Source organism: Achromobacter agilis (assembly GCF_900496965.1).
In the GTDB taxonomy this organism is placed as follows: domain Bacteria; phylum Pseudomonadota; class Gammaproteobacteria; order Burkholderiales; family Burkholderiaceae_B; genus Achromobacter; species Achromobacter agilis.
The window spans coordinates 105,026-127,280 of sequence record NZ_UFQB01000001.1; the positions used below are offsets into that span (position 1 = coordinate 105,026).

At 67.4% G+C, this 22,255-nt stretch carries 22 protein-coding genes; 10 read left to right on the top strand and 12 right to left on the bottom strand.

Annotated elements, in window-relative coordinates; genetic code table 11:
- Nucleotides 1-68: 68 nt before the first annotated feature.
- Nucleotides 69-1,004 carry a methyltransferase domain-containing protein gene (locus tag AGI3411_RS00515; protein WP_129525498.1) on the top strand — a complete coding sequence of 312 codons (936 nt, stop codon included), beginning with the start codon at nt 69-71 and terminating at the stop codon, nt 1,002-1,004.
- 33 nt (nt 1,005-1,037) lie between these two features.
- On the opposite strand, the gene AGI3411_RS00520 is transcribed toward AGI3411_RS00515, so the two are convergent.
- The 7 genes from AGI3411_RS00520 to rsmB form a co-directional block, all read right to left on the bottom strand.
- On the bottom strand, nt 1,038-2,282 hold the full coding sequence (locus AGI3411_RS00520; RefSeq protein ID WP_129525499.1) for a YbdK family carboxylate-amine ligase: 1,245 nt from the start codon (nt 2,280-2,282) through the stop codon (nt 1,038-1,040).
- Between the two features lie 608 nt (nt 2,283-2,890).
- Nucleotides 2,891-4,360 (bottom strand): TrkH family potassium uptake protein, encoded by a 1,470-nt coding sequence (locus tag AGI3411_RS00525; protein ID WP_129525500.1) that lies wholly within the window; start codon nt 4,358-4,360, stop codon nt 2,891-2,893.
- Nucleotides 4,361-4,411: 51 nt separating this feature from the next.
- A complete protein-coding gene (trkA, locus tag AGI3411_RS00530; protein WP_129525501.1) occupies nt 4,412-5,791 on the bottom strand; it encodes a Trk system potassium transporter TrkA in 1,380 nt (459 codons plus the stop codon).
- Nucleotides 5,788-6,480 carry a response regulator gene (locus tag AGI3411_RS00535; protein WP_129525502.1) on the bottom strand — a complete coding sequence of 231 codons (693 nt, stop codon included), beginning with the start codon at nt 6,478-6,480 and terminating at the stop codon, nt 5,788-5,790. Before AGI3411_RS00535 ends, trkA begins: the two co-directional genes overlap by 4 nt.
- An 11-nt stretch (nt 6,481-6,491) precedes the next feature.
- Nucleotides 6,492-8,807, bottom strand: a complete 2,316-nt coding sequence (locus AGI3411_RS00540; RefSeq protein ID WP_129525503.1) for a sensor histidine kinase — start codon at nt 8,805-8,807, stop codon at nt 6,492-6,494.
- On the bottom strand, nt 8,804-9,394 hold the full coding sequence (locus tag AGI3411_RS00545) for a DUF4390 domain-containing protein (RefSeq protein ID WP_129525504.1): 591 nt from the start codon (nt 9,392-9,394) through the stop codon (nt 8,804-8,806). Before AGI3411_RS00545 ends, AGI3411_RS00540 begins: the two co-directional genes overlap by 4 nt.
- Nucleotides 9,395-9,433: 39 nt before the next feature.
- Nucleotides 9,434-10,771, bottom strand: a complete 1,338-nt coding sequence (gene rsmB / locus AGI3411_RS00550; RefSeq protein WP_129525505.1) for a 16S rRNA (cytosine(967)-C(5))-methyltransferase RsmB — start codon at nt 10,769-10,771, stop codon at nt 9,434-9,436.
- A 105-nt stretch (nt 10,772-10,876) separates the two neighbouring features.
- On the opposite strand from rsmB, the gene AGI3411_RS00555 reads away from it, so the two are divergent.
- Complete coding sequence (locus tag AGI3411_RS00555) at nt 10,877-11,509, top strand: LysE family translocator (RefSeq protein ID WP_129525506.1); 633 nt, start codon at nt 10,877-10,879, stop codon at nt 11,507-11,509.
- Between the two features lie 36 nt (nt 11,510-11,545).
- On the opposite strand, the gene AGI3411_RS00560 is transcribed toward AGI3411_RS00555, so the two are convergent.
- A complete protein-coding gene (locus AGI3411_RS00560) occupies nt 11,546-12,985 on the bottom strand; it encodes an amidase (protein ID WP_129525507.1) in 1,440 nt (479 codons plus the stop codon).
- Between the two features lie 19 nt (nt 12,986-13,004).
- A complete protein-coding gene (locus AGI3411_RS00565; protein ID WP_244240219.1) occupies nt 13,005-13,997 on the bottom strand; it encodes a Bug family tripartite tricarboxylate transporter substrate binding protein in 993 nt (330 codons plus the stop codon).
- A 144-nt stretch (nt 13,998-14,141) separates the two neighbouring features.
- Here AGI3411_RS00565 and AGI3411_RS00570 point away from each other — a divergent pair, with 144 nt between their 5' ends.
- Together AGI3411_RS00570 and rimO are read left to right on the top strand one after the other, a co-directional pair.
- Nucleotides 14,142-15,125 (top strand): LysR family transcriptional regulator, encoded by a 984-nt coding sequence (locus AGI3411_RS00570; RefSeq protein ID WP_129525508.1) that lies wholly within the window; start codon nt 14,142-14,144, stop codon nt 15,123-15,125.
- 122 nt (nt 15,126-15,247) lie between these two features.
- Nucleotides 15,248-16,564 carry a 30S ribosomal protein S12 methylthiotransferase RimO gene (gene rimO / locus AGI3411_RS00575; RefSeq protein ID WP_129525509.1) on the top strand — a complete coding sequence of 439 codons (1,317 nt, stop codon included), beginning with the start codon at nt 15,248-15,250 and terminating at the stop codon, nt 16,562-16,564.
- A 36-nt stretch (nt 16,565-16,600) separates the two neighbouring features.
- Here rimO and AGI3411_RS00580 read toward each other — a convergent pair whose 3' ends face one another.
- Nucleotides 16,601-16,918 (bottom strand): DMT family transporter, encoded by a 318-nt coding sequence (locus tag AGI3411_RS00580; RefSeq protein ID WP_042796135.1) that lies wholly within the window; start codon nt 16,916-16,918, stop codon nt 16,601-16,603.
- 82 nt (nt 16,919-17,000) lie between these two features.
- On the opposite strand from AGI3411_RS00580, the gene AGI3411_RS00585 reads away from it, so the two are divergent.
- Nucleotides 17,001-17,393 (top strand): winged helix-turn-helix transcriptional regulator, encoded by a 393-nt coding sequence (locus AGI3411_RS00585; RefSeq protein WP_129525510.1) that lies wholly within the window; start codon nt 17,001-17,003, stop codon nt 17,391-17,393.
- Here the strand turns inward: AGI3411_RS00585 and AGI3411_RS00590 are convergent.
- Complete coding sequence (locus AGI3411_RS00590; protein WP_129525511.1) at nt 17,390-17,950, bottom strand: ferritin-like domain-containing protein; 561 nt, start codon at nt 17,948-17,950, stop codon at nt 17,390-17,392. The genes AGI3411_RS00585 and AGI3411_RS00590 overlap by 4 nt on opposite strands.
- 259 nt (nt 17,951-18,209) lie before the next feature.
- On the opposite strand from AGI3411_RS00590, the gene AGI3411_RS00595 reads away from it, so the two are divergent.
- Genes AGI3411_RS00595 through AGI3411_RS00615 form a run of 5 tightly spaced genes read left to right on the top strand, consistent with a single transcriptional unit; the run spans nt 18,210 to nt 21,278 of the window.
- Nucleotides 18,210-18,797: an LOG family protein gene (locus AGI3411_RS00595; protein ID WP_129525512.1), complete on the top strand. Its 588-nt coding sequence runs from the start codon at nt 18,210-18,212 to the stop codon at nt 18,795-18,797.
- A gap of 37 nt (nt 18,798-18,834) precedes the next feature.
- The gene (locus AGI3411_RS00600; RefSeq protein ID WP_129525513.1) at nt 18,835-19,401 is read left to right on the top strand and encodes a hypothetical protein; all 567 of its coding nucleotides are present in this window, start codon (nt 18,835-18,837) and stop codon (nt 19,399-19,401) included.
- Nucleotides 19,402-19,433: 32 nt separating this feature from the next.
- Nucleotides 19,434-20,060: an HAD hydrolase-like protein gene (locus AGI3411_RS00605; RefSeq protein ID WP_129525514.1), complete on the top strand. Its 627-nt coding sequence runs from the start codon at nt 19,434-19,436 to the stop codon at nt 20,058-20,060.
- Nucleotides 20,061-20,077: 17 nt separating this feature from the next.
- Nucleotides 20,078-20,704: a pyridoxamine 5'-phosphate oxidase family protein gene (locus AGI3411_RS00610; RefSeq protein ID WP_129525515.1), complete on the top strand. Its 627-nt coding sequence runs from the start codon at nt 20,078-20,080 to the stop codon at nt 20,702-20,704.
- A 55-nt stretch (nt 20,705-20,759) separates the two neighbouring features.
- Nucleotides 20,760-21,278 (top strand): class IV adenylate cyclase, encoded by a 519-nt coding sequence (locus AGI3411_RS00615; protein ID WP_129525516.1) that lies wholly within the window; start codon nt 20,760-20,762, stop codon nt 21,276-21,278.
- Nucleotides 21,279-21,306: 28 nt separating this feature from the next.
- Here AGI3411_RS00615 and fmt read toward each other — a convergent pair whose 3' ends face one another.
- Nucleotides 21,307-22,248, bottom strand: coding sequence for a methionyl-tRNA formyltransferase (gene fmt, locus AGI3411_RS00620; protein WP_129525517.1), 942 nt, complete (start codon nt 22,246-22,248; stop codon nt 21,307-21,309).
- Between the last annotated feature and the right edge of the window lie 7 nt (nt 22,249-22,255).

The following is a 22,255-nucleotide window of genomic DNA, read 5'->3' on the forward strand; positions in this document are numbered from 1 at the left end:
GCAATAATGGATGCCATCCCTCATGAAATCATGATCCGCTCCGCCACGAAGGCGCGGGCGCGACCAAAATGTCCCTGCCAGAACCCGCAACGCTACCCTCCCTACCCATCGTCAGCGCCGACGTGCCCCGGCAGTTCGCCCGCCGCGGCGACCTGTCCGACGCCCAGTTCCTGTACGGGGAAATCGCCCGCCGCATGCTGGGCCGTCTGCAGTACATCCGCATCCAGCCCCAGGCGATGCTGGATGCGGGCTGCGGCGCGGGCGACAACCTGCCCCTGCTGCGTGAGCGCTATCCCGAGGCCGCCTACACGGGGCTGGACAATTGCACCCCGCTGCTCGACCTGGCGCGCAGACGCCACGCGCCGGCGGGCCTGTCGGCCTGGATCGGCAAGCTGGCCCGCCGCGGCCCGGCCGCCCCGGCCTTCGTGGCCGCCGACCTGGCGGATACCGGGCTGCCGCCCGAATCGCTGGAATTGGTGTGGTCCAACCTCGCCATGCACTGGCACCGCGCCCCGCACGCCGTGCTGGCGGAATGGCGGCGCATCCTGAAGGTGGGCGGGCTGGCCATGTTTTCCTGCCTCGGCCCGGCCACGCTGCGCGAACTGCGCCAGGCCCTGGCGGACGCCGGCCTGCGCACGGCGACGCCGTCGTTCGTGGACATGCACGACTTTGGCGATCTGCTGGTGGAAAACGGCTTCGCCGACCCCGTCATGGACCAGGAAATCCTGACCCTGACCTACCGCAGCCCCGAAAAGCTGCTGGAAGACGTGCGCGCGCTGGGCGGGAACCCCGCGGAAGGCCGCCGGGGCGGGTTGGTGGGCCGGGATTGGCGCGACCGCCTCTGTGCCGCGCTGGAAGCGCAGCGCAGGCCGGACGGCGTCATTGCCCTGAGCATCGAAGTCGCCTACGGCCACGCATGGCGCGCCGCCGCGCACCGCACGACGGCCGGCGAAACCCGCCTGTCCGTCAGTGCGATTGGCGGCCGCCACCGCGGCAACCCCTGAAGCGGGGTTCCGCGGCGGGGGAAACCGGGTGGCCTAGTGCAGGCGATCGGGCGTGGGTGCGGTAACCCCGGGCTCCGACGCCCGCAGGGGCTGCATGGGTTCGGAGGTGGCCCGGATGCGGCGCCGCAGGACCGCAGTGGGTTCGGCGGGCGCTGCCGCACCGGCTGCCACGCCGCGCCACGCGTTCGACATGGCTTCCACGAGCAGGGGCAGATCGCGCAGGCGGTGGAACTGGCTGCGCAGCCAGCGCGAATCGTTGCCGCTGCGCATGGATTCATCGCGCAGGGTTGCGATCATGTCGCCCGTGCCCAGTTCTTCGGCCACCGGCATCAGGCGCTGGAACAGCACCCGCAGGTGGTCCATCAGGCGCAGCCGCTGGCCGTCCGGCGTCACGTAGCTGCCCTGCAAACCGAAGCGGCAGGCCTGGAAGTGGTTGCTGCGGTAGGGCAACCAGGCGTTGTCGCAGGGGTCGTCCTCGCGCATCAGCAGCACCGCCAGGGCCTGGGCGAACGCCGCGATCTGGCAGGCCCGCTCGACCGTCAGGGGCGTGTCGCAGACGCGGATCTCGACCGTGCCGAATTCAGGCTTGGGGCGGATGTCCCAGTACAGGTCCTTGATGCTCTCGGCCAGGCCATAGGCGCGCAGCCGGGCCAGGTGCGCCTCGAATTGGTACCAGTCTTTCACCTCGGGCGGCATGTGGCCGGCCAGCGGGAAGCTGTTGACCGCGTTCAGGCGCGAGCACGAGAACAGCGTATCCACGCCCTCGCAGTACGGCGAGGAGGCCGACAGCGCGATGAAATGCGGCACGTAGGGAGAAAGGCGGCGCAGGAGCTTGATGGAATCGTCGCCGTTCCTGACGCCCAGGTGGATATGCTGGCCGAAGACAGTAAATTGACGCGCCAGGTAACCATACATTTCGGCCAGGTACTGGAAGCGCGGGGTGTCGGAGATGGAGCGCTCTTGCCAGCGCATGAAGGGATGAGCGCCGCCGCCCGCGACCGAAACGCCGACGGCGTCCGCTGCCTCGACCAGGGCGTCGCGCATCTCGCGCATTTCGGCCAGGAGGCCCATCGGGTGCTCATGCACCGACGAATTCAGTTCGATCATGGACCGCGTGATTTCCGGTTTGACGCGGTCGGCGATGGGATGGTTGGCCATTTGGGCCAGCAGCTCGTCAGAGGCTGCGGTCAGGTCAAAACTGCGGGGGTCGATCAGTTGCAGCTCGAGCTCGATGCCCAGGGTGTTGGGGGCCGACGAAATGAACGGGATCTGTTCCATCTCGGACTCCTTTGAATGTTTGATGAGGGGGTGCGCCGTTCGACCTTGAAGCCCGGCAACTTCCCGGGGGGCACTAGACGGCAGCTTGTGCATGCATGATAGCCGCAACTTTGTGGCAAAACGATTGAGAATCGTGACATTTATGTGCAACATCGCGAAGCATCCGGTTTTTCCCTGCGAAAGAAAGTGAGCAAGCGCTTACGGCATAGAAACGGCGCGGCTCTCCAGCCCGCGAGCCCCGGATGGCCAGTCCGCAAGGGGCTTCCGAAGGGGCATGGGATAACCCTTATTAGGGTTATTACCTACAAAATCGGGATCAAAAAGCGGGGATGGAGGACTGCCGGCAAGCGGCCCAGAGCCGGGCAGGCGCTTCGCGGCCGCCGGCGCCCAGCCTGGCGTCCGGCGACGCTCGGACGCGGCGGGTGTCTGACACTGAAATGGCGAGGCCTTTCCTGCACCAGTGCCTGACACCTGAAATGGCCGGGCCCTTCCTACGCAGTGTCAGACACCCCTACGAGACGCTCTCACAAACCGGCGCGCCGCGACACGGGTGTCTGACACCCGGGACGCAAGACGCTCCCGACACCAGCGCCCGCCACCCGAGGGGATTACTTGCGCCAGAAAATCGGCGTGAAGAGCACCAGTACAGTCAGCAGCTCCAGGCGTCCGATGAGCATCGCAAAGGTACAGACCCAGATCTGGAAGTCGGACAGCACGGCGAAATTGCCCATGGGGCCGACCGGACCCAGGCCCGGCCCGGTGTTGTTCACGCTGGCGAAAACGGCCGAGAACGCCGTGATCGGGTCCAGGCCGGACAGGAGCAGCAGGCTGGTGAAAACGGCGATGGAAAGGCCGTAGAACAGCATGAAGGCCAGCACGGACGACATGGTCCGGGTCTCGACCGCCCTGCCGTTGATCCGCACCGGGCTGACCGCGTGCGGGTGCAGCATGGTGACGAGTTCGTTACGCGCCTGTTTGACCAGCAGGATCGCCCGGATCATTTTGATGCCGCCCCCCGTCGATCCCGCCGACGTGGCGAACCCGGAGAGCAGCAGCATCGTCAGCGGCGCGAACAGCGGCCACTGCGCGAAATCGGTATTGGCATAGCCGGTGGTGGTCGCCATCGAGATCGTGTTGAACATCCCGTACCGCAGGGCCTCCAGCGGTTCGGCATAGACCCCCTTCAGGTAGAGGAAGACGGAAATGACCAGCCCCACCCCCAGCACGACGGCCAGGTAGGGGATCGCCTGCGGACATCGCAGATAGGCGCGCCCGCTACGCTGCCGGAAGGCGTTGAAGTGGGTGGCGAAGTTGATGCCGGCTATCAGCATGAACACCATCGCCACCATTTCCACGGCCACCGAGTCGAAATGGGCAAAGCCGTCGTCCCAGGTGGAGAAACCGCCCAGCCCCATCGTCGTGGCCATGTGGCACCAGGCCTCGAACCACGACAGGCCGACCGCGCGGTACGCCAGGAAGCACAGGATGGAAAACACGAAATACACCGCATACAGCGCCTTGGCGGTGCTGGCGATCCGGGGGGTCAGGCGCTCATCCTTCATCGGGCCGGGCGTTTCCGCCCGCACTACCTGATGCCCGCCGACCCCGAGCAGGGGCAGGATCGCCACGGCCAGCACCAGGATGCCCATGCCGCCGATCCAGATCAGCGTGGCCCGCCACAGGTTGATGGAAGCCGGCAGGGTGTCCAGGTTGGTCAGGACGGTGGCCCCAGTGGTGGTCAGGCCGGACATGGCCTCGAAATACGCCCCGGTGAACGACAGCGGCAGCCCGGCACCATGGAAATACAGCAGCAGCGGAATGGCCGCCAGCAGGGGCAAGCCCGCATACACGGCCGATACCAGCACGAAACCATCCCGCGCCCGCAGCTCGCAACGGGCGCGGCGGGTCAGGGCGGCCAGGCCCACACCGATGCCCACCGAGATCAGGAAGCCGTCCAGGAAGGCATCGCGCGCCGCGTCGCCGCCTACATAGGCGACGCACAGGGGAATCAGCATGGTGAGCGCGAACATCACCATCGTCAGGCCCAGGATGTAGAGGGTGCCCAAGACGCGCTTCATGGAGCTATCCGGCCGCGCGCGGCCCGCGGAGGAGGGAGAAGGCGGCTCGCATCAGAAGAACGACGCCGAAACTTGGAACAGCTTTTCCACGCGCGGCATCTGCCGGCGCGACGGCACGAAGACGATGACGTGGTCGTCCGATTCGATCACGGTATCGGCGTCCGGCAGGATGATTTCATCCTCGCGCACCAGCGCGCCGATGCTGGCGCCCTTGGGCAGGCTGATCTGGCCCACGGCACGGCCGACCACCTTCGAATTGGAGCGATCGCCGTGGGCGATGGCCTCGAGCGCTTCGGCCACGCCCTGGCGCAGGCGGTGCACGGCGGCCACGTCGCCCCGGCGCACGTGGCGCAGCAGCTCGCTCATGGTGGCCTGGGAGGGCGACACGGCGATATCGATATGGCTGCCCTGCATCAGTTCGCCATAGGCCTGGCGGTTGATCAGGGCGATCACCTTGCGGGCGCCCAGGCGCTTGGCCAGCAGCGAGGACATGATGTTGTCTTCGTCGTCGCTGGTGAGCGCCAGCCAGGTGTCCATGTCTTCGATGCTTTCGCGTTCCAGCAGGGCCTCGTCGGTGCCGCTGCCATGCAAGACCAGCACGCTGTCGGGCAGTTGCGTGGCCAGGTATTCGCAACGCTTCAGGTCCCGCTCGATGATGCGGACGCTGTATTTTTCCTCGGCCAGTTGGCGCGCAAGGCGCAGGCCGATGTTTCCTCCGCCCGCGATCATCACCCGGCGCACGGCGCGCTCGGCCTCGCGCAGTTGCCGGACCGCCCGACGTGCGTCGCGCGAGTCCACCACCAGGACGACTTCGTCGCCAGGGGCGACGACAGTGCCGCTGCCGGCGCGCAGCGGCCGGCCGCCGCGCAGCACGTCGATCACGCGGGCCTTCACGTCCGGCCAGACGTCACGCAGCTTGTCGACGGGGGAATGCGCCATGGGGCTGCCATGCCCTACCCGGACCGTCACGACGCTGACGCGCCCTTCGGCGAACTCCACCACCTGCAGGGCCTCGGGGAACTCGATCAGGCTGTGCAGGTATGTGGTGACGCTGCGCTCCGGGCTGATCAGCGCGTCGATGCAGAAGCCTTCTTCGCTCATGAGCTCGGCGTGCTCGGCGAACTCGGCCGAGCGGATGCGGGCGATGCGGCGGGGGATATTGAACAGCTGGCGGGCGATCTTGCAGGCCACCATATTGGCGGTGTCGGAGGCCGCACAGGCGATCAGCAGATCGGTGTCGGCGGCGCCGGCGGCTTCCAGCACCGACACCTGCGCGCCGTCGCCATGGACGACACGCAGGTCGAAGTGTTCTTGCAGGTATTGAAGCTGGACCGGGTCCGAATCGATGACCGTGATGTCGTTCTCTTCCGACACCAGGTTCTCCGCCACGCTGGTGCCTACGCGACCAGCGCCCATGATCAGGATCTTCATGTGCTCCGCTTGCGGGCGGACTCGATGCCCAATTGCTTGAGCTTGCGGTACAGGTGGGTGCGCTCCAGGCCAGTGCGTTCCGATACCCGGGTCATGCTGTGGCTTTCCCGGACCAGGTGGTATTCGAAATAGATGCGCTCGAACTCGTCGCGCGCTTCGCGCAGGGGCTGGTCCAGCGAAATGCTGCCCAGCTGGCCATTGGAGGCGACCGGAATTTCGTTGGCGGGCGCGGCGGCCAGGGCCGGGGGATCGAGCTCGTCTTCCAGCGCCACCGCGGGGCTGGCGGCAGCCGGATGCGCGGCGGCGGGCGCCGGGTGCGGCGCGCGGCCGCGGGCCAGGCCGGCGGCCACGGTCTTCAGCAGACGCTGCAGCGTGATGGGCTTTTCAAGGAAATCCATGGCGCCGATGCGCGTGGCTTCGACCGCCGTATCGATGGTGGCATGGCCGCTCATCATGATCACGGGCATGTCCAGCAGGCCTTGCGAGCCCCACTCCTTGAGCAGGCTCACCCCGTCGGTGTCGGGCATCCAGATGTCCAGCAACACCAGGTCGGGACGCATGCGCAACCGCGCCGCGCGCGCCTGCGCCGCATTTTCAGCCAGCTCGACCGTGTGTCCTTCGTCGTAAAGGATCTCCGACAAAAGCTCGCGTATACCGACTTCGTCGTCAACCACCAGAATTCTGGCCATAAAGCATCCACCTATTGCGTAGCCGCATTATCCTTTTCTTGCGCGGTCGCGTCCATAGTATCGGCCTCGGAAGCCAGCCGGGTCAACAAGATGGAGATCCGCGCGCCCCCCTCCTTGCGGTTTGCAAGGTCGATACGCCCGCCGTGTTCTTCCACGATCTTGCGCACGATTGCCAATCCTAACCCAGTCCCGTGGGACTTGGTGGTGACGTACGGCTCGAACGCGCGCTGCATGACCTGCGGCGGGAAACCGGGCCCGCTATCGGCCACGGTGAACCGGAGCGCCTGGTGGTCCGCACGGTCGGGCTGTTCGCTGCGCATAAGCTGCGTCGTGACGCTGACCCGCCCTTGCCCGCCCTGCTCGGCGATGGCGTCGCGGGCGTTGGACATCAGGTTGTGGATGACCTGGCGCAACTGGGTCGGGTCGCCTTCGATGGCCGGCAGGTCCGGGCCCAATGTCACGTCCAGATTCAGGGCCTTTTCGCCATGCCGCGGCGAGCTGCCGTCGGGATCCCAGCCGTACAGCGACAGGACGTCGGCCACCAGCGCATTGAAATCGATCCGCTGCATCACGGCCGGCGGGGTGCGGGCGTATTCGCGGAAATCGTCCACCATCTGTTTGAGCGAAGCCACCTGGTTGACGATGGTGTTGGTGGACCGTTCGACGATCTGGGCCTCGGCCGGCGGCAGCTTGCCCTCGAGCTTCATGGCCAGGCGCTCGGCCGACAGCTGGATCGGGGTCAGGGGGTTCTTGATCTCGTGCGCCAGCCGGCGCGCCACCTCGCCCCAGGCCACCGTCCGGTTGGCCGAGATCACTTCGGTAATGTCGTCGAACACCACCAGGTAGCCGTTGCCGCGCCCGTCCACCTTCAGATGGGTGCCGCGCGCCAGCAGGGTCAGCGGCTGCGGCGCGACGGATGCGTTGCCCTGGGCCGGGCTGATTTCGAACTGCTGCTGCCAGTGCTGGCGTTCGGAACCTACCGCCGCATGGGCGGAAAAGGCCTGCCGGACGATGTTGGCGAACTCCAGCATGCCGTCGGCCGTCTCCAGCGGACGGCCGATCACCGAGCGCAGGTCGGCGCCCAGGATGGTCTGGGCGCCCTGGTTGACCGTGGTGACGCGGAACGACTCGTCGAACACCAGCACCCCGGAGGACAGGTTCGACAGCACGCTTTCCAGATAGACATTGGAGCGCTCGAGCTGCTGGCGGTTGCTTTCGACCATGCGCCGCGCCTCGTCCAATTGGCGCGTCATGGCGTTGAACGACCGCGTGAGCTGGCCGACTTCGTCGCGCTCCGGCGGCTCGGGCAGGGGCCGGTAATCGCCCACGCCCACCGCCTGCGTGCCGCCCGCCAGGCTGAGCAGCGGCCGCACCAGGCGCTTGGACAGCGACAGCGCCACCGCGATGGCGCCGAAAGCGGCCAGCAGCAAGGCCAGGGTCAGGGTGATGCCATACAGCTTGCGCAGGCCCAGCCGGGACAGCGCAAGCTCCTGGTAGTCGCGGAACCCCTGCTGCACCAGATTGGCGTTGTGCGCGATCTGTTCGGGCACGGGCTGCAGCAGCTGCAGCCAGCGGGGCTCGGATGCCGCCCCCAGCAGATTGTCGTAGCGGTCCGGCCCGGCCAGCGGGATCACGACCCGCAGGTGCAGCCCGCTTTCGGTGCCGGGGGTGACCGGGTCGTCGGCCTCGGCGGCGGAGTAGCCGCGCGCCAGCCGGAGCTGGTTCATGACCGTGGAAGGCGGCATGGCGGGCAGCAGCTGGCCGTACTGGCTGGTGGAAAACGCCACCATGCGTCCGCTGCCGGTGAACACCATGGCCTCCTGCACGCCATTGGCCTCGCGCAGCCGCGTCAGGGTCAGCGCCACGCCGCTGTCGCTGTTGCGATTGAGCTCCATGGCCATGGAGCGGGCGCGCGCGTCCAGGTCGGCCAGCAGCGAATCCAGCGCCGCGCGGCCCAGATTCAGGCCCGCCTCCAGTGCCGTGTCCACCCGCACGTTGAACCAGGATTCGATCGAGCGCGACATGAACTGCACCGAGACGGTGTAGATCAGCGCCCCCGGAACGACGCCGATGAGCGCAAAGGCCAACGAAAAGCGGGCCGTCAGCCGCGCCCCGAACTGGCGCCGCCGGATCTGCCGGGCGAGCCGCACGGTCAGCGCCACCACCCAGACGAAGAGCGCCAGGGCAAAAATGCCGTTCAGCACCAGCAGCGTGTCGTAGTAGCGCGCGAAACGCGAGGCATTGCCGGTGGACCAGGCCAGGAGGCCCAGCAACGCCAGGCCGCTCACCGCGCCGATCAGCAGGGCCAGCCGAAGCAAAAGCCTCATGAGGGGTCTTTCTCCTTGTCGCTCAGCACAAATGAGAAGTCGGTCCAGGGCGTCGCCTGCACCCATGAACTGCTGTTCAGGGCATTGACCTGGAAGGGCCGCGGCAGCATCGAGGTGTCCAGACGCAGGCGCAGCTGGCCGCCATAGAGCACGCCCGCGTCGAACTCGCTGGCATCGGCCACCGGCCAGTTGCGGACGTGGCGGACGACGCCCATGGCGTCATCGAGCGACGCGACCGGGAAGGACAGCTCGCCCACGCCGGCGCGCCACTGGCGGGTCAGCGCGTTGTAGACGATACGCCAGGTACGGGACGTGTCCACCAGGGACTTGTCGAACCACCACCAGCGCTCGCGCGTGATGGTGAGGTCGGCGGTGAAATACAACGGGACGCCGCGCTGGGCGGCGTCCCGCAATTGGTCATTCAGTACGAATTCGATGTCCGCGTCGATCTCGAGTTTGCCATCGCGCACTATCGGGTACACCTGGGTGACTTTGGGCTCGGCCCCATGGGCGTCTCCGCCCGGCACGAACGAAAGCAAGGCAGATACCACCAACAACCCAAGAAATAAGCGCGAGATAATGGACATACGACACCGAGACTACGTCATGCCCCTATTCTTGGCGATTCAGGACTGCTTGGCAAACAAGGCGTAGAAAAACCCGTCGCGCTGCGCCGCGGGTGTTGCATCGACCGCAACTGGCAGCAATTGGCCGGGCGCGTCGAGCCGGGCCGCGTCGGGATGGCGCTGCAGGAACTCCAGCGCCTGGCGCGCGCCTTCGATGGGGAACACCGAACACGTTACATAGAGCAACCGGCCGCCGGGCGCCACCGTGCGCCACAGCGCGTCCAGGATCCGGGCCTGCAGCGTGGCCGTCCGCCGCACATCGTTCTCGCGCCGCAGCCAGCGGATGTCGGGGTGGCGGCGGACGATGCCCGAGGCCGTGCAGGGCACGTCGGCCAGCACGGCGTCGAAGGGCTTGCCGTCCCACCAGCTGTCCAGGTCGGCGGCATCGGCCGCCTTCAGCCGGACATGGCCGCCGGCCAGGCCGAGACGGTCCAGATTCTGCTCCACGCGGGCCAGGCGGCCGGCGTCGGCGTCCAGGGCCAGCAGATCGATGTCGGCCAGTTCCAGCAAGTGTGCCGTCTTGCCTCCCGGCGCCGAGCAGGCATCCAGTACCCGCATGCCGCTGGCCGGGGCCAGCAGCTCGGCCGCCAACTGCGCGCCGGCGTCCTGCACCGACCACCAGCCCTCGGCGAACCCCGGCAATTGCGTCACGGGGCGGGGCGAGGACAGCACGAGGCCTGACTGGCCCACGGGCTCGGCATCCAGCCCGGCCACCTGGAACGCGGCCAGCACCTGCTCGCGGCTGGCGCGCCGGCGGTTGACGCGCAAGGTCAGCGGCGCCGGCACGTTGGCGCTGGCGAGGATCTCGCGCCATTGCTGCGGATAGGCCACCGCCAGTTGCTTGACCCACCAGCCCGGGTGGTTCCACTGGGCTTCCGGGCTGTCGGCGACCGCCGACTCGAGCGCCGCGCGTTCGCGCAGGAAGCGGCGCAGGCAGGCGTTCAGCATGCCCTTGTACGAGGCCAGGCCGCGCTGGCGGGACGCCGCCGTCACCGCCTGATCCACGACCGTGTGGGGCGCGTAGACCGGCATGCCGGGCAGGGCCGCGGCGGCCTCGCCCTCTTCTTTCAGCAGGGTCAGGGACACCAACAACAGCGATTCGAACAGCACGCTGGGATAGCGCTGCACCAGTTCGCGCCCCACGGCGTCGGCCCAGCCCAGGTAGCGCATCGCGTGGAACGACACCGCCTGGACGGCGGGCCGCAAGGACGCATCCACGTCGGCCAGCGCGTCCGTCAGGGAACGGCCATCCAGCACGCCCTCCACCACCTCCGCGCTGGAAAGCAGGACGGAAGAAAGCGGGGGAGCCAGATTGGGGGAGTCGGAAGGCGTGGACATGATGCGGATTCTAAGGATAAGACCGATATGGTAGCCGGACCTGGACGAATCCCGGCCGCGGCGGCAAACTGATCCGGGGCGCATCGGCGCCCGCGGAGCCCTTCCATGACCCTCGCCACCCTGCTGCTTTTCATCCTGGCCTCGGCCGTCACGATCATCACCCCCGGCCCCACCGTCCTGCTCGCCATGAGCAACGGCTCGCGCCACGGCGTGCGGGCGGCCGGCTGGGGCATGGGCGGCGCGGTGCTGGCCGACCTGATCCTGATCGGCGCGGTGGCCTCGGGGTTGGGCGTGGTGCTGGCGGCCTCCGAAGTCGCCTTCCAGGCCGTCAAATGGGCCGGCGCGGCCTATCTGGCCTACCTGGGCTGGAAAATGCTGCGTTCGGACGCGGCGCTGGTCATGCCGTCCGCCTACCCTGACACCGCCCATCCCGGCGGGCTGGCCCTGGGCCTGCGCAGCTTCGTCGTGGCGCTCACCAACCCCAAGGCGCTGCTGTTCATGTCCGCCTTCCTGCCGCAATTCATCAATCCGGCCGCCCCCCTGTTCGCGCAATACGCCATCCTGGCCGGCGTCATGGCGCTGATGAACATCGTAGTGATGCTTGCCTATGCGGCGCTGGGCGCGCAGATGGTGCGCGCCTTCCGGGGCGCCGGCGTGCGGTGGCTGAACCGCGTTTGCGGCGGCCTGCTGATCGGGCTGGCGGGCACCCTGGCGCTGTACCGGCGCAGCGGCTCTTGATCGTCCGCGAGCCCATCCGGGGCCAGCGCGGCGGGCTTATTCCGGCAGCCGGTCCGGCACGGCGGGCAGCCCGGGCGGAGCGCCGGCGGATTCGAACGCTTCGGCGGCATGCAGCAGATCCGCGTCGGCGTGGCAGCGGCCGACCAGCTGCAGCCCGACGGGCAAGCCGTCCGCGCCCCGCCCGCAAGGAACGCTGATCGCCGGATTGCCCGTCAGGTTGAACAGCATCGTCCAGGGATACCAGTGGCCCCGGATGTCCTCGTACGCGCGGCCGTCGATCACGATGGAATCGAAAATGTCGGTGCCCAGCGGCACGGCGGTGCGCGTCATCGTGGGCATCGCCAGCAGGTCGGCCTGGCCGAACAGCGCCTGGACCTTGCGGTAGATCGCCGTGCGCGCAAACATCGCTTCCTGGTACTGCACGGCGCTGAACTGCGCGGCCGACTCGATCTGCCGGCGCAACGACGCGCTATAGGCCTCGGGCGCCTGCTCGATCAACGGCAAATAGCGCGCGCGCCAGACCGTGTGATTGATCACGCGCCAGATCGGCTCGACATCGAAGCCGGCCCCGTCGAAAGGCTCTAGCGCCGCGCCCAGACTGGCGAGGCGTTCGAGCGCGGCGTCGAAAGCTTGCCGCACGTCGGCGTCCACGGGCCGCCCGGGCGGCGCGGCGCAATACCGCACGCGCTTTCCGCGCAGGTCTCCGGGAGCCGCCGCCGGCTGCGCATAGCCGGCATCCGGAAGGCCCAGCGACCACGGATCGCAGGGATGCGGGCCACTCATGGCGGCCATCATCAACCGCGTGTCCGCCACCGTCCGCGTCGTGGGCGTGACGTAGGTTTGATTGCCGATGGCATCGAGCGCCTGGCTATGGGGAATGGCCCCGATGCTCTGTTTGAACCCCACCACACCGTTGCAGGCCGCCGGAATCCGGGTCGATCCGCCGCCATCCGTCGCGACGGCCAGGGCGGTGATGCCGGCTGCCGTCGCCGCCGCCGCGCCGCCACTCGAACCGCCGCACGTGCGGTCCAGGTTCCAGGGATTGCGGGTATGGCCGAAGAGCGGCGAATCCGTCATCGACTTGGCCCCGAACTCGGGCGTCGTGGTTTTGCCGATCAGAATCGCGCCCTGTTCGCGCAAGCGCGCCACCGCCAGCGCGTCCTCGGCCGGCACGTTGTCGCGGAACGGCACCACCCCGAAGGTGGTCCGGACGCCCGCGGTATTGACCAGGTCCTTCACGGTGAACGGCAGGCCGTGCAGCAGGCCGGAAGGGTTGCCCCGCATGAGCGCCGCTTCGGCCGCCCGCGCCTCGTCGAGGGCCCGCTCCGGACAGAGCGTGATGAAGCAGTTCAGCACCGGCTGCAGGCGTTCGGCCCGGTCCAGGGCGGCGCGCACTAGCTCGACCGGAGACAGCGCCTTGCTGCGGATCAGGCCCGCCGCCTCGACGGCGGTCAATTGGCTGAGGGAGTCGCTCATGCTGCTTCGATCCCCGGCGTCATTCATCGAAGACAATGCCTGCCGCCTTCACGACAGGAGCCCAGTGGGCCCGCTCTGTTTCCATGCGGCGCTTGGCGTCCGCGCCGGAACGCGGCTCCACCAGGAAACCGCTGGCCTGCAGTTTCGCGACCAGCGCCGGATTCTTGCCCGCGGCCAGAAACGCCTGTTCCAGCGCACTGATGGCCGCGTCCGGCGTGCCGGCCGGCGCGTAGACGCCGTACCAGCTGGAGGCATGCTGATACTGGGGATAGCCTTGTTCCAGCAGCGTCGGCACATCGGGCAGCATGGGCAGGCGCCGGCTGCCGGCCACGCCCAGGAATTTCAGCTTTCCGCCGGTGTATAGCGGCATCATGCTGGCCACGGCATCCCAGCCCATGGAGACTTCGCCGCTGACCACGTCGACCAGCATGGGCGCGGCGCCCCGGTAGACCACCGGCTCAACCTGAAGCCCGTTCTGTTTCGCCATTTCGATGGTGCCGAGCTGGCCGGGGCTGCCCAGCGTTGCCAGCCCGAGGTTGGCCTTGCCCCGCGCCTGCTTGGCCCATTGGACATAGGCCGGCATATCGCCATAGGGCTGGCTCGCGCCCGCCACGGCCGCCGTGGGCACGTCGGCCACCACGGCGACGGGGCGCAGGTCGTGGTCCGGGTCGTATCCCAGTTTGCGGTAGGTGAGCGGAAAGATCACGAACATCGGCGAAGAGCCCAGGTACAGCGTCAAGCCGTCCGCCTTGGCTCTTTTCACCGCATCGAAGCCCAGCCGCCCCGACGCGCCCGGCCGGTTCTCGACGATAACGTTGGCGAAACCCGCCGTCTGCAGCTGCTCGGCGTAGGCCCGGGCCACGGCGTCGGCCGCTCCGCCGGCCGCGTAGCCGACCACGAGCCGCAGCACTTTGGCGTCACCGCCCGCGCCCTGGGCGGAGGCGTCCAGCGGCATCCAGAAAGCCGTGGCGGCGGCGAGGAAAAAGGCATGGAGACGAAGTCGGGCGGTCAAAGCGATTCTCCAATCGGTATGGGGATCGAAAAGGGTCGGCGACGCATCGCGCGGCCGCCTGAGGGACCGCGCGATCGCCATCCCGAATGATCGGTCCAGCCAGACTTGCCGTATAGTGAATTTTTCTACCAGGCAGTTGAGAAAATGGTTAACCGAAAATCGGTCGAAATGCTGGCTGCCCGGATCAAGCTGCGCCACTTGCAGATCGCCCTGGCCCTACGGGACACGCCGACCGCCAAGGAAGTCGCCCGGCACGCGAACGTCAGTGAATCCGCGATTTCGAAAACGTTGGCGGAGCTTGAAGACCAGTTGGGCTTCAAGCTGTTCGAACGCGCCGGCAACGGCAGGCGGCCAACGGCCATGGGCGCCCAGGTGCTGCCGGTCATGGAAGCGCTGGTGGCGCGGGCGCATTCGATGGCCGAGATCATTGTCGACGTGCGTTCCGGGGCCCAGGGCGGCTTGCGGATCGGCGTAGCGACAGACATGGGAAAACTGAGCCTCGCCCCGCTCATCCACACCTTCAATGACGCGCACCCCGGTATTGCGCTCGATGTGCAGACCGGCGGATTCCAGGCCATGACGGAACTGCTCCAGCAGGACGGACTGGACGCGCTGGTGTGCTATGACGACAGCACGCTGGTGTCGCCGGCATTGGGGCGCCTGCGCCTGGCGCCGCCGCAGCCCTTAGTAGTCGTGGCCAACGCGCGCCTGTCGCCGCTGGCGGCCCGGCCAGGCGTTACGCTGCGGGACCTGCATGGCCAGCCGTGGTGCAAGCCCCGGCCGGGCACCATGATGCACGCCAAACTGGCCGAACTGTTCCTGCGGGCCGGTCTGGACCTGCCCCCGCGAGGCATCCAGGTAAGCGATTTGCTGCTGACCGACGAGTTCATCCGTTCCACGGATTATTTGGTCATGCTGCCAGTCGCGGCGGCCCGGCGCTTGACCACGGACCAGGCCGCCGCCGTCCTGCTCATCGACCTGCACATGCACAACCCGCCCACCATCATCGTCTGGCGGCGCGCGCACGAGTGGCAGCCCTCCCTCTTGCGGTTCCTGGATTTCTGCCGGCAGCGCCACGCCCCGCCGGAGGGTGGCGCCAGCGGATCAGCGTTTGGCCAGGAACGCTGAAATCCAGGGACGCATAACGGCAGTCCGCGCCTTCCCGGTAAAATACCGCCCCCTGCCCTGCCGCGCTAAAATTGCGCACGTTTTGATCACTGGCGCCGGCTCGCGCCCCACCGAGGTATTCCATGTCTTCCCCCAAAGTCGGCTTCGTCAGCCTGGGCTGTCCCAAAGCCCTGGTCGACTCCGAACGCATCCTGACCCAACTGCGCACCGAAGGATACGAAGTCACGCCCGAGTACGATGACGCGGACGTCGTCGTCGTCAACACCTGCGGCTTCATCGACAGCGCCAAGGCGGAGTCGCTGGAGGCCATCGGCGAGGCTTTGGCCGAGAACGGCAAGGTCATCGTCACCGGCTGCATGGGCGTCGAGGAATCGGTGATCCGCAACGTGCACCCCAGCGTGCTGGCCGTAACCGGCCCGCAGCAATACGAAGAGGTCGTGCGCGCCGTGCATGACGCCGCGCCCCCCAAGAAGGACCACAACCCCTACCTGGACCTGGTGCCGCCGCAAGGAGTGAAGCTCACGCCGCGCCACTACGCCTACCTGAAGATATCGGAAGGCTGCAACCACCGCTGCAGCTTCTGCATCATCCCGTCCATGCGCGGCGATCTGGTCAGCCGTCCGGTGGGCGACGTCCTGAGCGAAGCCGAGCGCCTGGTCAAGGCCGGCGTGAAGGAACTGCTGGTGATCTCGCAAGACACCAGCGCCTACGGCGTGGACGTGAAGTACCGCAGCGGCTTCTGGAACGGCCGCCCGGTGAAGACCCGCATGACCGAACTCTGTACGGCCTTGTCCGAAATGGGCGTCTGGACGCGCCTGCACTACGTCTATCCGTATCCGCACGTGGACGAAGTGATTCCGCTCATGGCCGAAGGCAAGATCCTGCCGTACCTGGACATTCCATTCCAGCACGCCAGCCCGCGCATCCTGAAGGCCATGAAGCGCCCGGCGTTCGAGGACAAGACCCTGGCCCGCATCAAGCGCTGGCGCGAGATCTGCCCGGACCTGACGATCCGCTCCACCTTCATCGTCGGTTTCCCCGGCGAAACCGAAGAAGACTTCCAGTACCTGCTGGACTGGATGCAGGAAGCGCAGCTGGATCGCGTGGGCTGTTTCCAGTATTCGCCGGTGGAAGGCGCGCCCGCGAACCTGCTGGACAACCCGGTGCCGGACGATGTCAAGCAGGACCGCTGGGAACGCTTCATGGCGCTGCAGCAATCCATCTCGACCGCCCGCCTCGAACGGAAGGTCGGCCGCGAGATCGACGTGCTGATCGATGAGGTGGACGAAGACGGCGCCGTGGGCCGCAGCAGCGGCGACGCGCCCGAAATCGACGGCTGCGTCTACGTCCGCTCGGACAAGCCCCTGAAGGCGGGCGACATGGTGCGCGCGCGCGTCACCGACTCCGACGAATACGACCTCTGGGCCGATACGGTCTGAATCCGGCCTGCGGGCGGCAAGCGCCGCCCGCAGGGCTCAGGCTTCCAGCAGTTTCAGTCCCGCCACGCCGCCCACGATCATGGCGATGCACAGCAGGCGCGCGGCCGACGGCGAGTCCCCGAACAGCATGATCCCCAGCACCGTGATGCCCACGGACCCGATGCCGGTCCAGATGGCGTAGGCCGTGCCGGCGGGCAGCTGCTTCATCGCGAGCGTCAGCAGGAACACGCTGCCCAAGGCGGCGGCGATGCCGATCACGCTGGGCCAGAACCGCGTCCAGCCGTCCGCATACTTCAACGCCAGCGCCATCACGATTTCCACCGCGCTCGCGGCCACCAGAATCAACCAGGCCATCTCGGCCTCCTGCCAGGAATGGGAAGACCGCCAGCGTAGAAGCTATAGTTACCGGAAGACAAGTACGCACTTTTCGGTAACCATGAAAACCGCCAGGCCCGCCGCGCCGCTATCCCCCGGAGACGTTTTCGACGCCGCCTGCCCGTCGCGGCGCGCCCTGGAACTGATCTCCGGCAAGTGGGTGCCGCTGGTCCTGCCCGCGCTCGAGCACGGCCCCCTGCGCAACAACGAACTGCTGCGCAGGCTGGACGGGATTTCGCAGAAAGTCATGACGCAAACGCTCCGCGAACTGGAGCGCCACGGGCTGGTGCTGCGCGAAGACCTGCGCACGGTTCCGCCGCACGTGCGGTACCGCTTGAGCGAACTGGGGCGATCCTTGAACGTGGCCCTGGTGGCGCTGGACCGGTGGGCGGAGCACCACCACGCCGCACTGGATGCGGCGGCACGCCTGCACGACGCGCGCGCCGCACCCTAGCGCCGCGCCAGGAAGTCCGACATATCGTCGGCGTGCTCCTCTTCCACGGCCAGAATCTCTTCCAGCAGGCGGCGCGTGGTGGAGTCCTGCTCGCCGATGTAATCGATCATCTGGCGATAGCTGTCGATGGCGATACGCTCGGCGACCAGATTCTCCTTGATCATGTCTTCCAGCGAGTCGCCTTCGACGTACTCGGAATGGCTGCGCTCCAGCAGGCCCTTGGGCGACAGGTTGGGTTCGCCGCCCAGTTGCACAATGCGTTCCGACAGCCGGTCCGCGTGCTCCTGTTCCTGCGTGGCATGCACGGCAAACTCCGCCGCCACGGGCTCGGCGTTCAGCCCGCGCGCCATGAAGTGATGGCGCTTGTAGCGCAGCACACAGACGATCTCGGTGGCCAGCGCTTCGTTGAGCAGCTTCAGTACGGCCTGCCGGTCGGCACGGTAGGTATCGGTCACCGCGCCGGACTCGATGTCCTTGCGCGCCTTAGCGCGAATCGCCTTCACGTCCATCTCGAACGGGCGGTTCGCCTGCGTTTGGGTACGGGTTGCTTGTTCCATATCGTGGCTCCTCTTGCGTTAAGTGAAAGCACTGCGACATAGGGGGCATCGGCATTCTCGCTGAAGCCGATACCCCCCGGCTTCCAGTCGTTTCCGAATAACCCAGTCTACCGATCGTGGCGGATCATGCTGTGTCCAAACATTGCCTCCGCCCCCCAATACCGCGGCTGCCGAAGCCGTTTCTCAACCTTGCGTAAACTATGGGCTTCCCAAAACCCGTGACGCAATCTGTAACGGGGACAGGCATTACCGAACGACTATGACTCTGAAGAATATTTGCGTGTATTGCGGTTCGAACCCCGGCTCCCGGCCGGAGTACATCGAACAGGCCCGCGTGCTGGCCAGGGAATTGGTCCGGCGCGACCTGGGGCTGGTGTACGGCGGCTCGGTCGTCGGCATCATGGGCGTGGTGGCCAATGAAGTGCTGGCCGGCGGCGGCCGCGTGATCGGCGTCATCCCCGAATTGCTTCTGAAGAAGGAGCATGCGCACCGCGGCCTGACCGAACTGCACCTGGTGCAGAACATGCATGAACGCAAGGCCATGATGATGGAGAAGGCCGACGGCTTCATTGCGCTGCCCGGCGGCGCCGGCACGCTGGAGGAGTTCTTCGAGGTCTGGACCTGGGCGCAACTGAACATGCACCAGAAACCCTGCGGCCTGCTGAACATCGCGGGCTACTACGACGCGCTGGTCCAGTTCGTGGATCATGCCGTCGAAGAGGAATTCATCCGCCCCCAGCATCGCGACATGCTGGTGGTGGAAGACGACCCCGTCCTGCTGCTGGATCGCTACGCCATCTACGAGCCGCCCAACGTCTCGAAATGGTTCGACCCGGTCAAGGCCTGATGCGGCCCCAGGGCCTTAACGGAAGGAAGCCCTTGCGATGTCCATCGATACATTGCCCCCCTCCAGCACCGAATCCGTCTTGCGCGACTATTTCCACGCCAAGGACGAGAACCGGCCGCACTATATGGCGCGCGCCTTCGCGCCGGACGCGGTGCTGAAGATGGCCTTGCGCACGCAAGCCATCGCATTCCCGCCCGAATCGCATGGCCTGGCGGCCATCGCCGATACACTCGTGCGCAAGTTCGGCCAGACCTATGAAAACGTCTACACGTTCTATCTGTCGCGGCCCGAGCCGGGCGTCCGCCTGCCGGGCTACCAATGCGACTGGATCGTGGGCATGACCGAAAAGGCCACCGGCAATGTGCGGGTGGGCTGCGGCCGGTACGACTGGGAATTCCAGAAAGAACCTTATCGCGCCTCCAGCCTGGTCATCACCATCGAAACCATGGTGAGCCTGCCGGCGGCAGATGCGGAAGCGGTCTTCGGCTGGCTGCTGGCGCTGGATTACCCCTGGACAAACGCCGCCCGCGTCGTGGCCAGCGCGCCGCCGCTCGAGGCCCTGGCGCCCGTCGTGCACTATCTGCTCCATCCCAACGGCGTCTGACGCCCGCGCCCGCCGCGTACTGGATTGCTCACTTGAAATACGACATCGCCGCTTTTGACTTCGACGGAACCCTGGCAGACACCATGCCCTGGTTCAATTCCATCCTGAACACGGTGGCCGACAAATACGGCTTCCGCAAGATCGACGCCTCGGAACGCGACCAGCTCCGCCATCGCGAAGCCTCCGAGATCCTGAAATTCCTGGGCATCCCGCTCTGGAAGCTGCCGGCGATCATGGGACACGTGCGCACGCTGATGCAGGACATCGACCCCAGCGTACACCTGTTCGACGGCATCCCCGACGCGCTGGCGCGGCTGAAGGCGGGCGGGCTGCGCCTGGCCGTGGTCAGCTCGAATTCCGTCGAGAACGTGCGGCGCGTGCTGGGCGCGGAAACCGCCGCCCTGTTCGACGATTTCGAATGCGGCACCGACCTGTTCGGCAAGTCCGCCAAGATCGACCGCCTGCTCAAGCAGCACGGCACCGCCCCCGAACGCTTCCTGCTGGTGGGCGACGAAATGCGCGATATCGACGCCGCCCGCAAGGCCGGCGTTCGCGTCGGCTCCGTTGCCTGGGGCTACAACCATGTCGAGGCGCTGCGCGAGCGCGGCCCCGACGAACTGTTCATGACTGTCGCCGACCTGCCTTCCACCCTGGCCTGAACCCGGAGCCCTTCGCCATGCACATCGATCCCGCCCACCTGATTTCAGACGCCGACGCGCTGCAGACCTTGTACGGCTCGCCCGGCGAGGCCTCGCTCAAGAAAGAAGTGGATCATGTGCATCCTCACTACCGCAGCTTCATCGAAGCCGCGCCGTTCGCGATCCTGGCGACCGGCGGCCCCGACGGACTGGACGCCTCGCCGCGCGGCGACCCCGCCGGCTTCGTCGTGGTCGAGGACGAAAAGACGCTGCTGCTGCCGGACCGCCGCGGCAACAACCGCATCGACAGCCTGCGCAACATCCTGGCCGATCCGCGCGTCGCGATGCTGTTCCTCGTGCCCGGCGTAAGCGAAACGCTGCGGGTCAACGGCACGGCCCGCATCAGCGTGGACCCGGCGCTGCTCGCGCGCTTCGAGATGGACGGCAAGCAGCCACGCTCGGTGCTCGTCATCGACGTGCAGACCGTGTACTTCCAATGCTCGCGCGCGCTGCTGCGCTCGAAACTGTGGGATCCGCAGACCCAGGTGCCACGCAGCGCGCTGCCCAGCGTGGGCCGCATCCTGTCGGACCTGACGGCGGGCACCTTCGACGGCGCCGCCTACGACCGCGACCTGCCCGCGCGCGTGGCCGGCTCCTTGTATTGAACCATCGGCCCGCCAGCGGACCGGAACATCAACTCGACTCCCAAGGATGTCCCACATGGCCCGCAACGTCGAAATCAAGGCCCGGGTCGACAGCCTGGAGGCCATCGAGCCCCTGGCGGCGGCGCTGTCCGGCCAGGAGCCCGTGCCTATCGCTCAGGACGACACCTTCTTCGCCTGTCCCAACGGCCGCCTGAAGCTGCGCGCCTTCGCCGATGGCTCGGGCGAGCTGATCTTCTATCGCCGCAGCGACGAAACCGGCCCCAAGGAAAGCTTTTACGTGATTTCGCGGACCGATACGCCCGACACCCTGCGCGAAGCGCTCGCGCAGGCCTACGGCACGATCGGCCGCGTCAGGAAGCACCGGCTGCTGTTCATGGCCGGACGCGCGCGCATCCACCTGGACCGGGTCGAAGGCCTGGGAGAATTCCTGGAATTGGAAGTGGTGTTGCGCGACGGGGAATCCCCGGACGCCGGCATGGAAGAAGCCCGCAGCCTGATGGACGGACTGGGCGTGGCGCCGCAGCAGCTGGTGTCCGGCGCCTATCTGGATCTGCTGGCGCGCCGCAGCCCCTGATCCCGTTCCCGGGCCGGCGCGCCCGCGTTCAGGCCGGCTGCCAGCCTCGCGCGAACACGTCCACGGGCTGGCGCTTGCCGCCCGCCTTCTGCAATTCGAGCAGGCGCAATACCCCCTGGCCCGTGGCGATATCGATGCCGGCGCCATCCGCGCGCAGCACGCTGCCGGGCGCGGCGGTCGCCGCCTCGTCCAGCGCCTCCGCGCGCCAGACCTTCACCGGATCTGGCAGGCCGGGCAGGCGGATGCTGGCGCCGGGCACGGGGTTGAAAGCCCGCACGCGGCGCGCCAGCAGTTCGGCCGGCTGCGTGCAGTCCAGCGCGCCTTCCGCCTTGTCGAGCTTGGCGGCATAGGTCACGCCCGCTACAGGCTGCTTGCGCGGCGTCAGCCCGCCCTTTGCCAACGAGTCCAGCGCCTCGACGATGGCCTCGCCGCCCGCCAGGGCCAGCGCATCGTGCAGCTGGGCCGCGTTGGTGCCGGTCGTGATCGGCACCACGCGCTCAAGCAGCATGTCGCCGGTATCCAGGCCCTGGTCCATCTGCATGATGGTCACGCCGGTCTGCGCGTCGCCGGCTTCGATGGCGCGCTGAATGGGCGCGGCCCCACGCCAGCGGGGCAACAGGCTGGCATGGATGTTCAGGCACCCCAGACGCGGCAGCTCCAGCACCCATTGCGGCAGGATCAGGCCGTAGGCCGCCACCACCATCACATCGGGCGCGACACGCTGCAGTAGCTCGCGGGCCTGCCCGGCCTCGTCGGGATAGCGGCCATCGAGGCGCAGGCTGCGGGGCTGGGCGACCTCGATGCCGGCGTCCAGCGCCGCCTGCTTGACGGGGCTGGGCGTCAGCTTCAAGCCCCGTCCTGCGGGACGGTCGGGCTGGGTCATGACCAGGGGGATTTCGTGGCCGGCGGCCCGCAGGGCGTCGAACGCGATGCGGGCGAATTCCGGCGTGCCGGCAAAGACTAGGCGCATGGGAGGA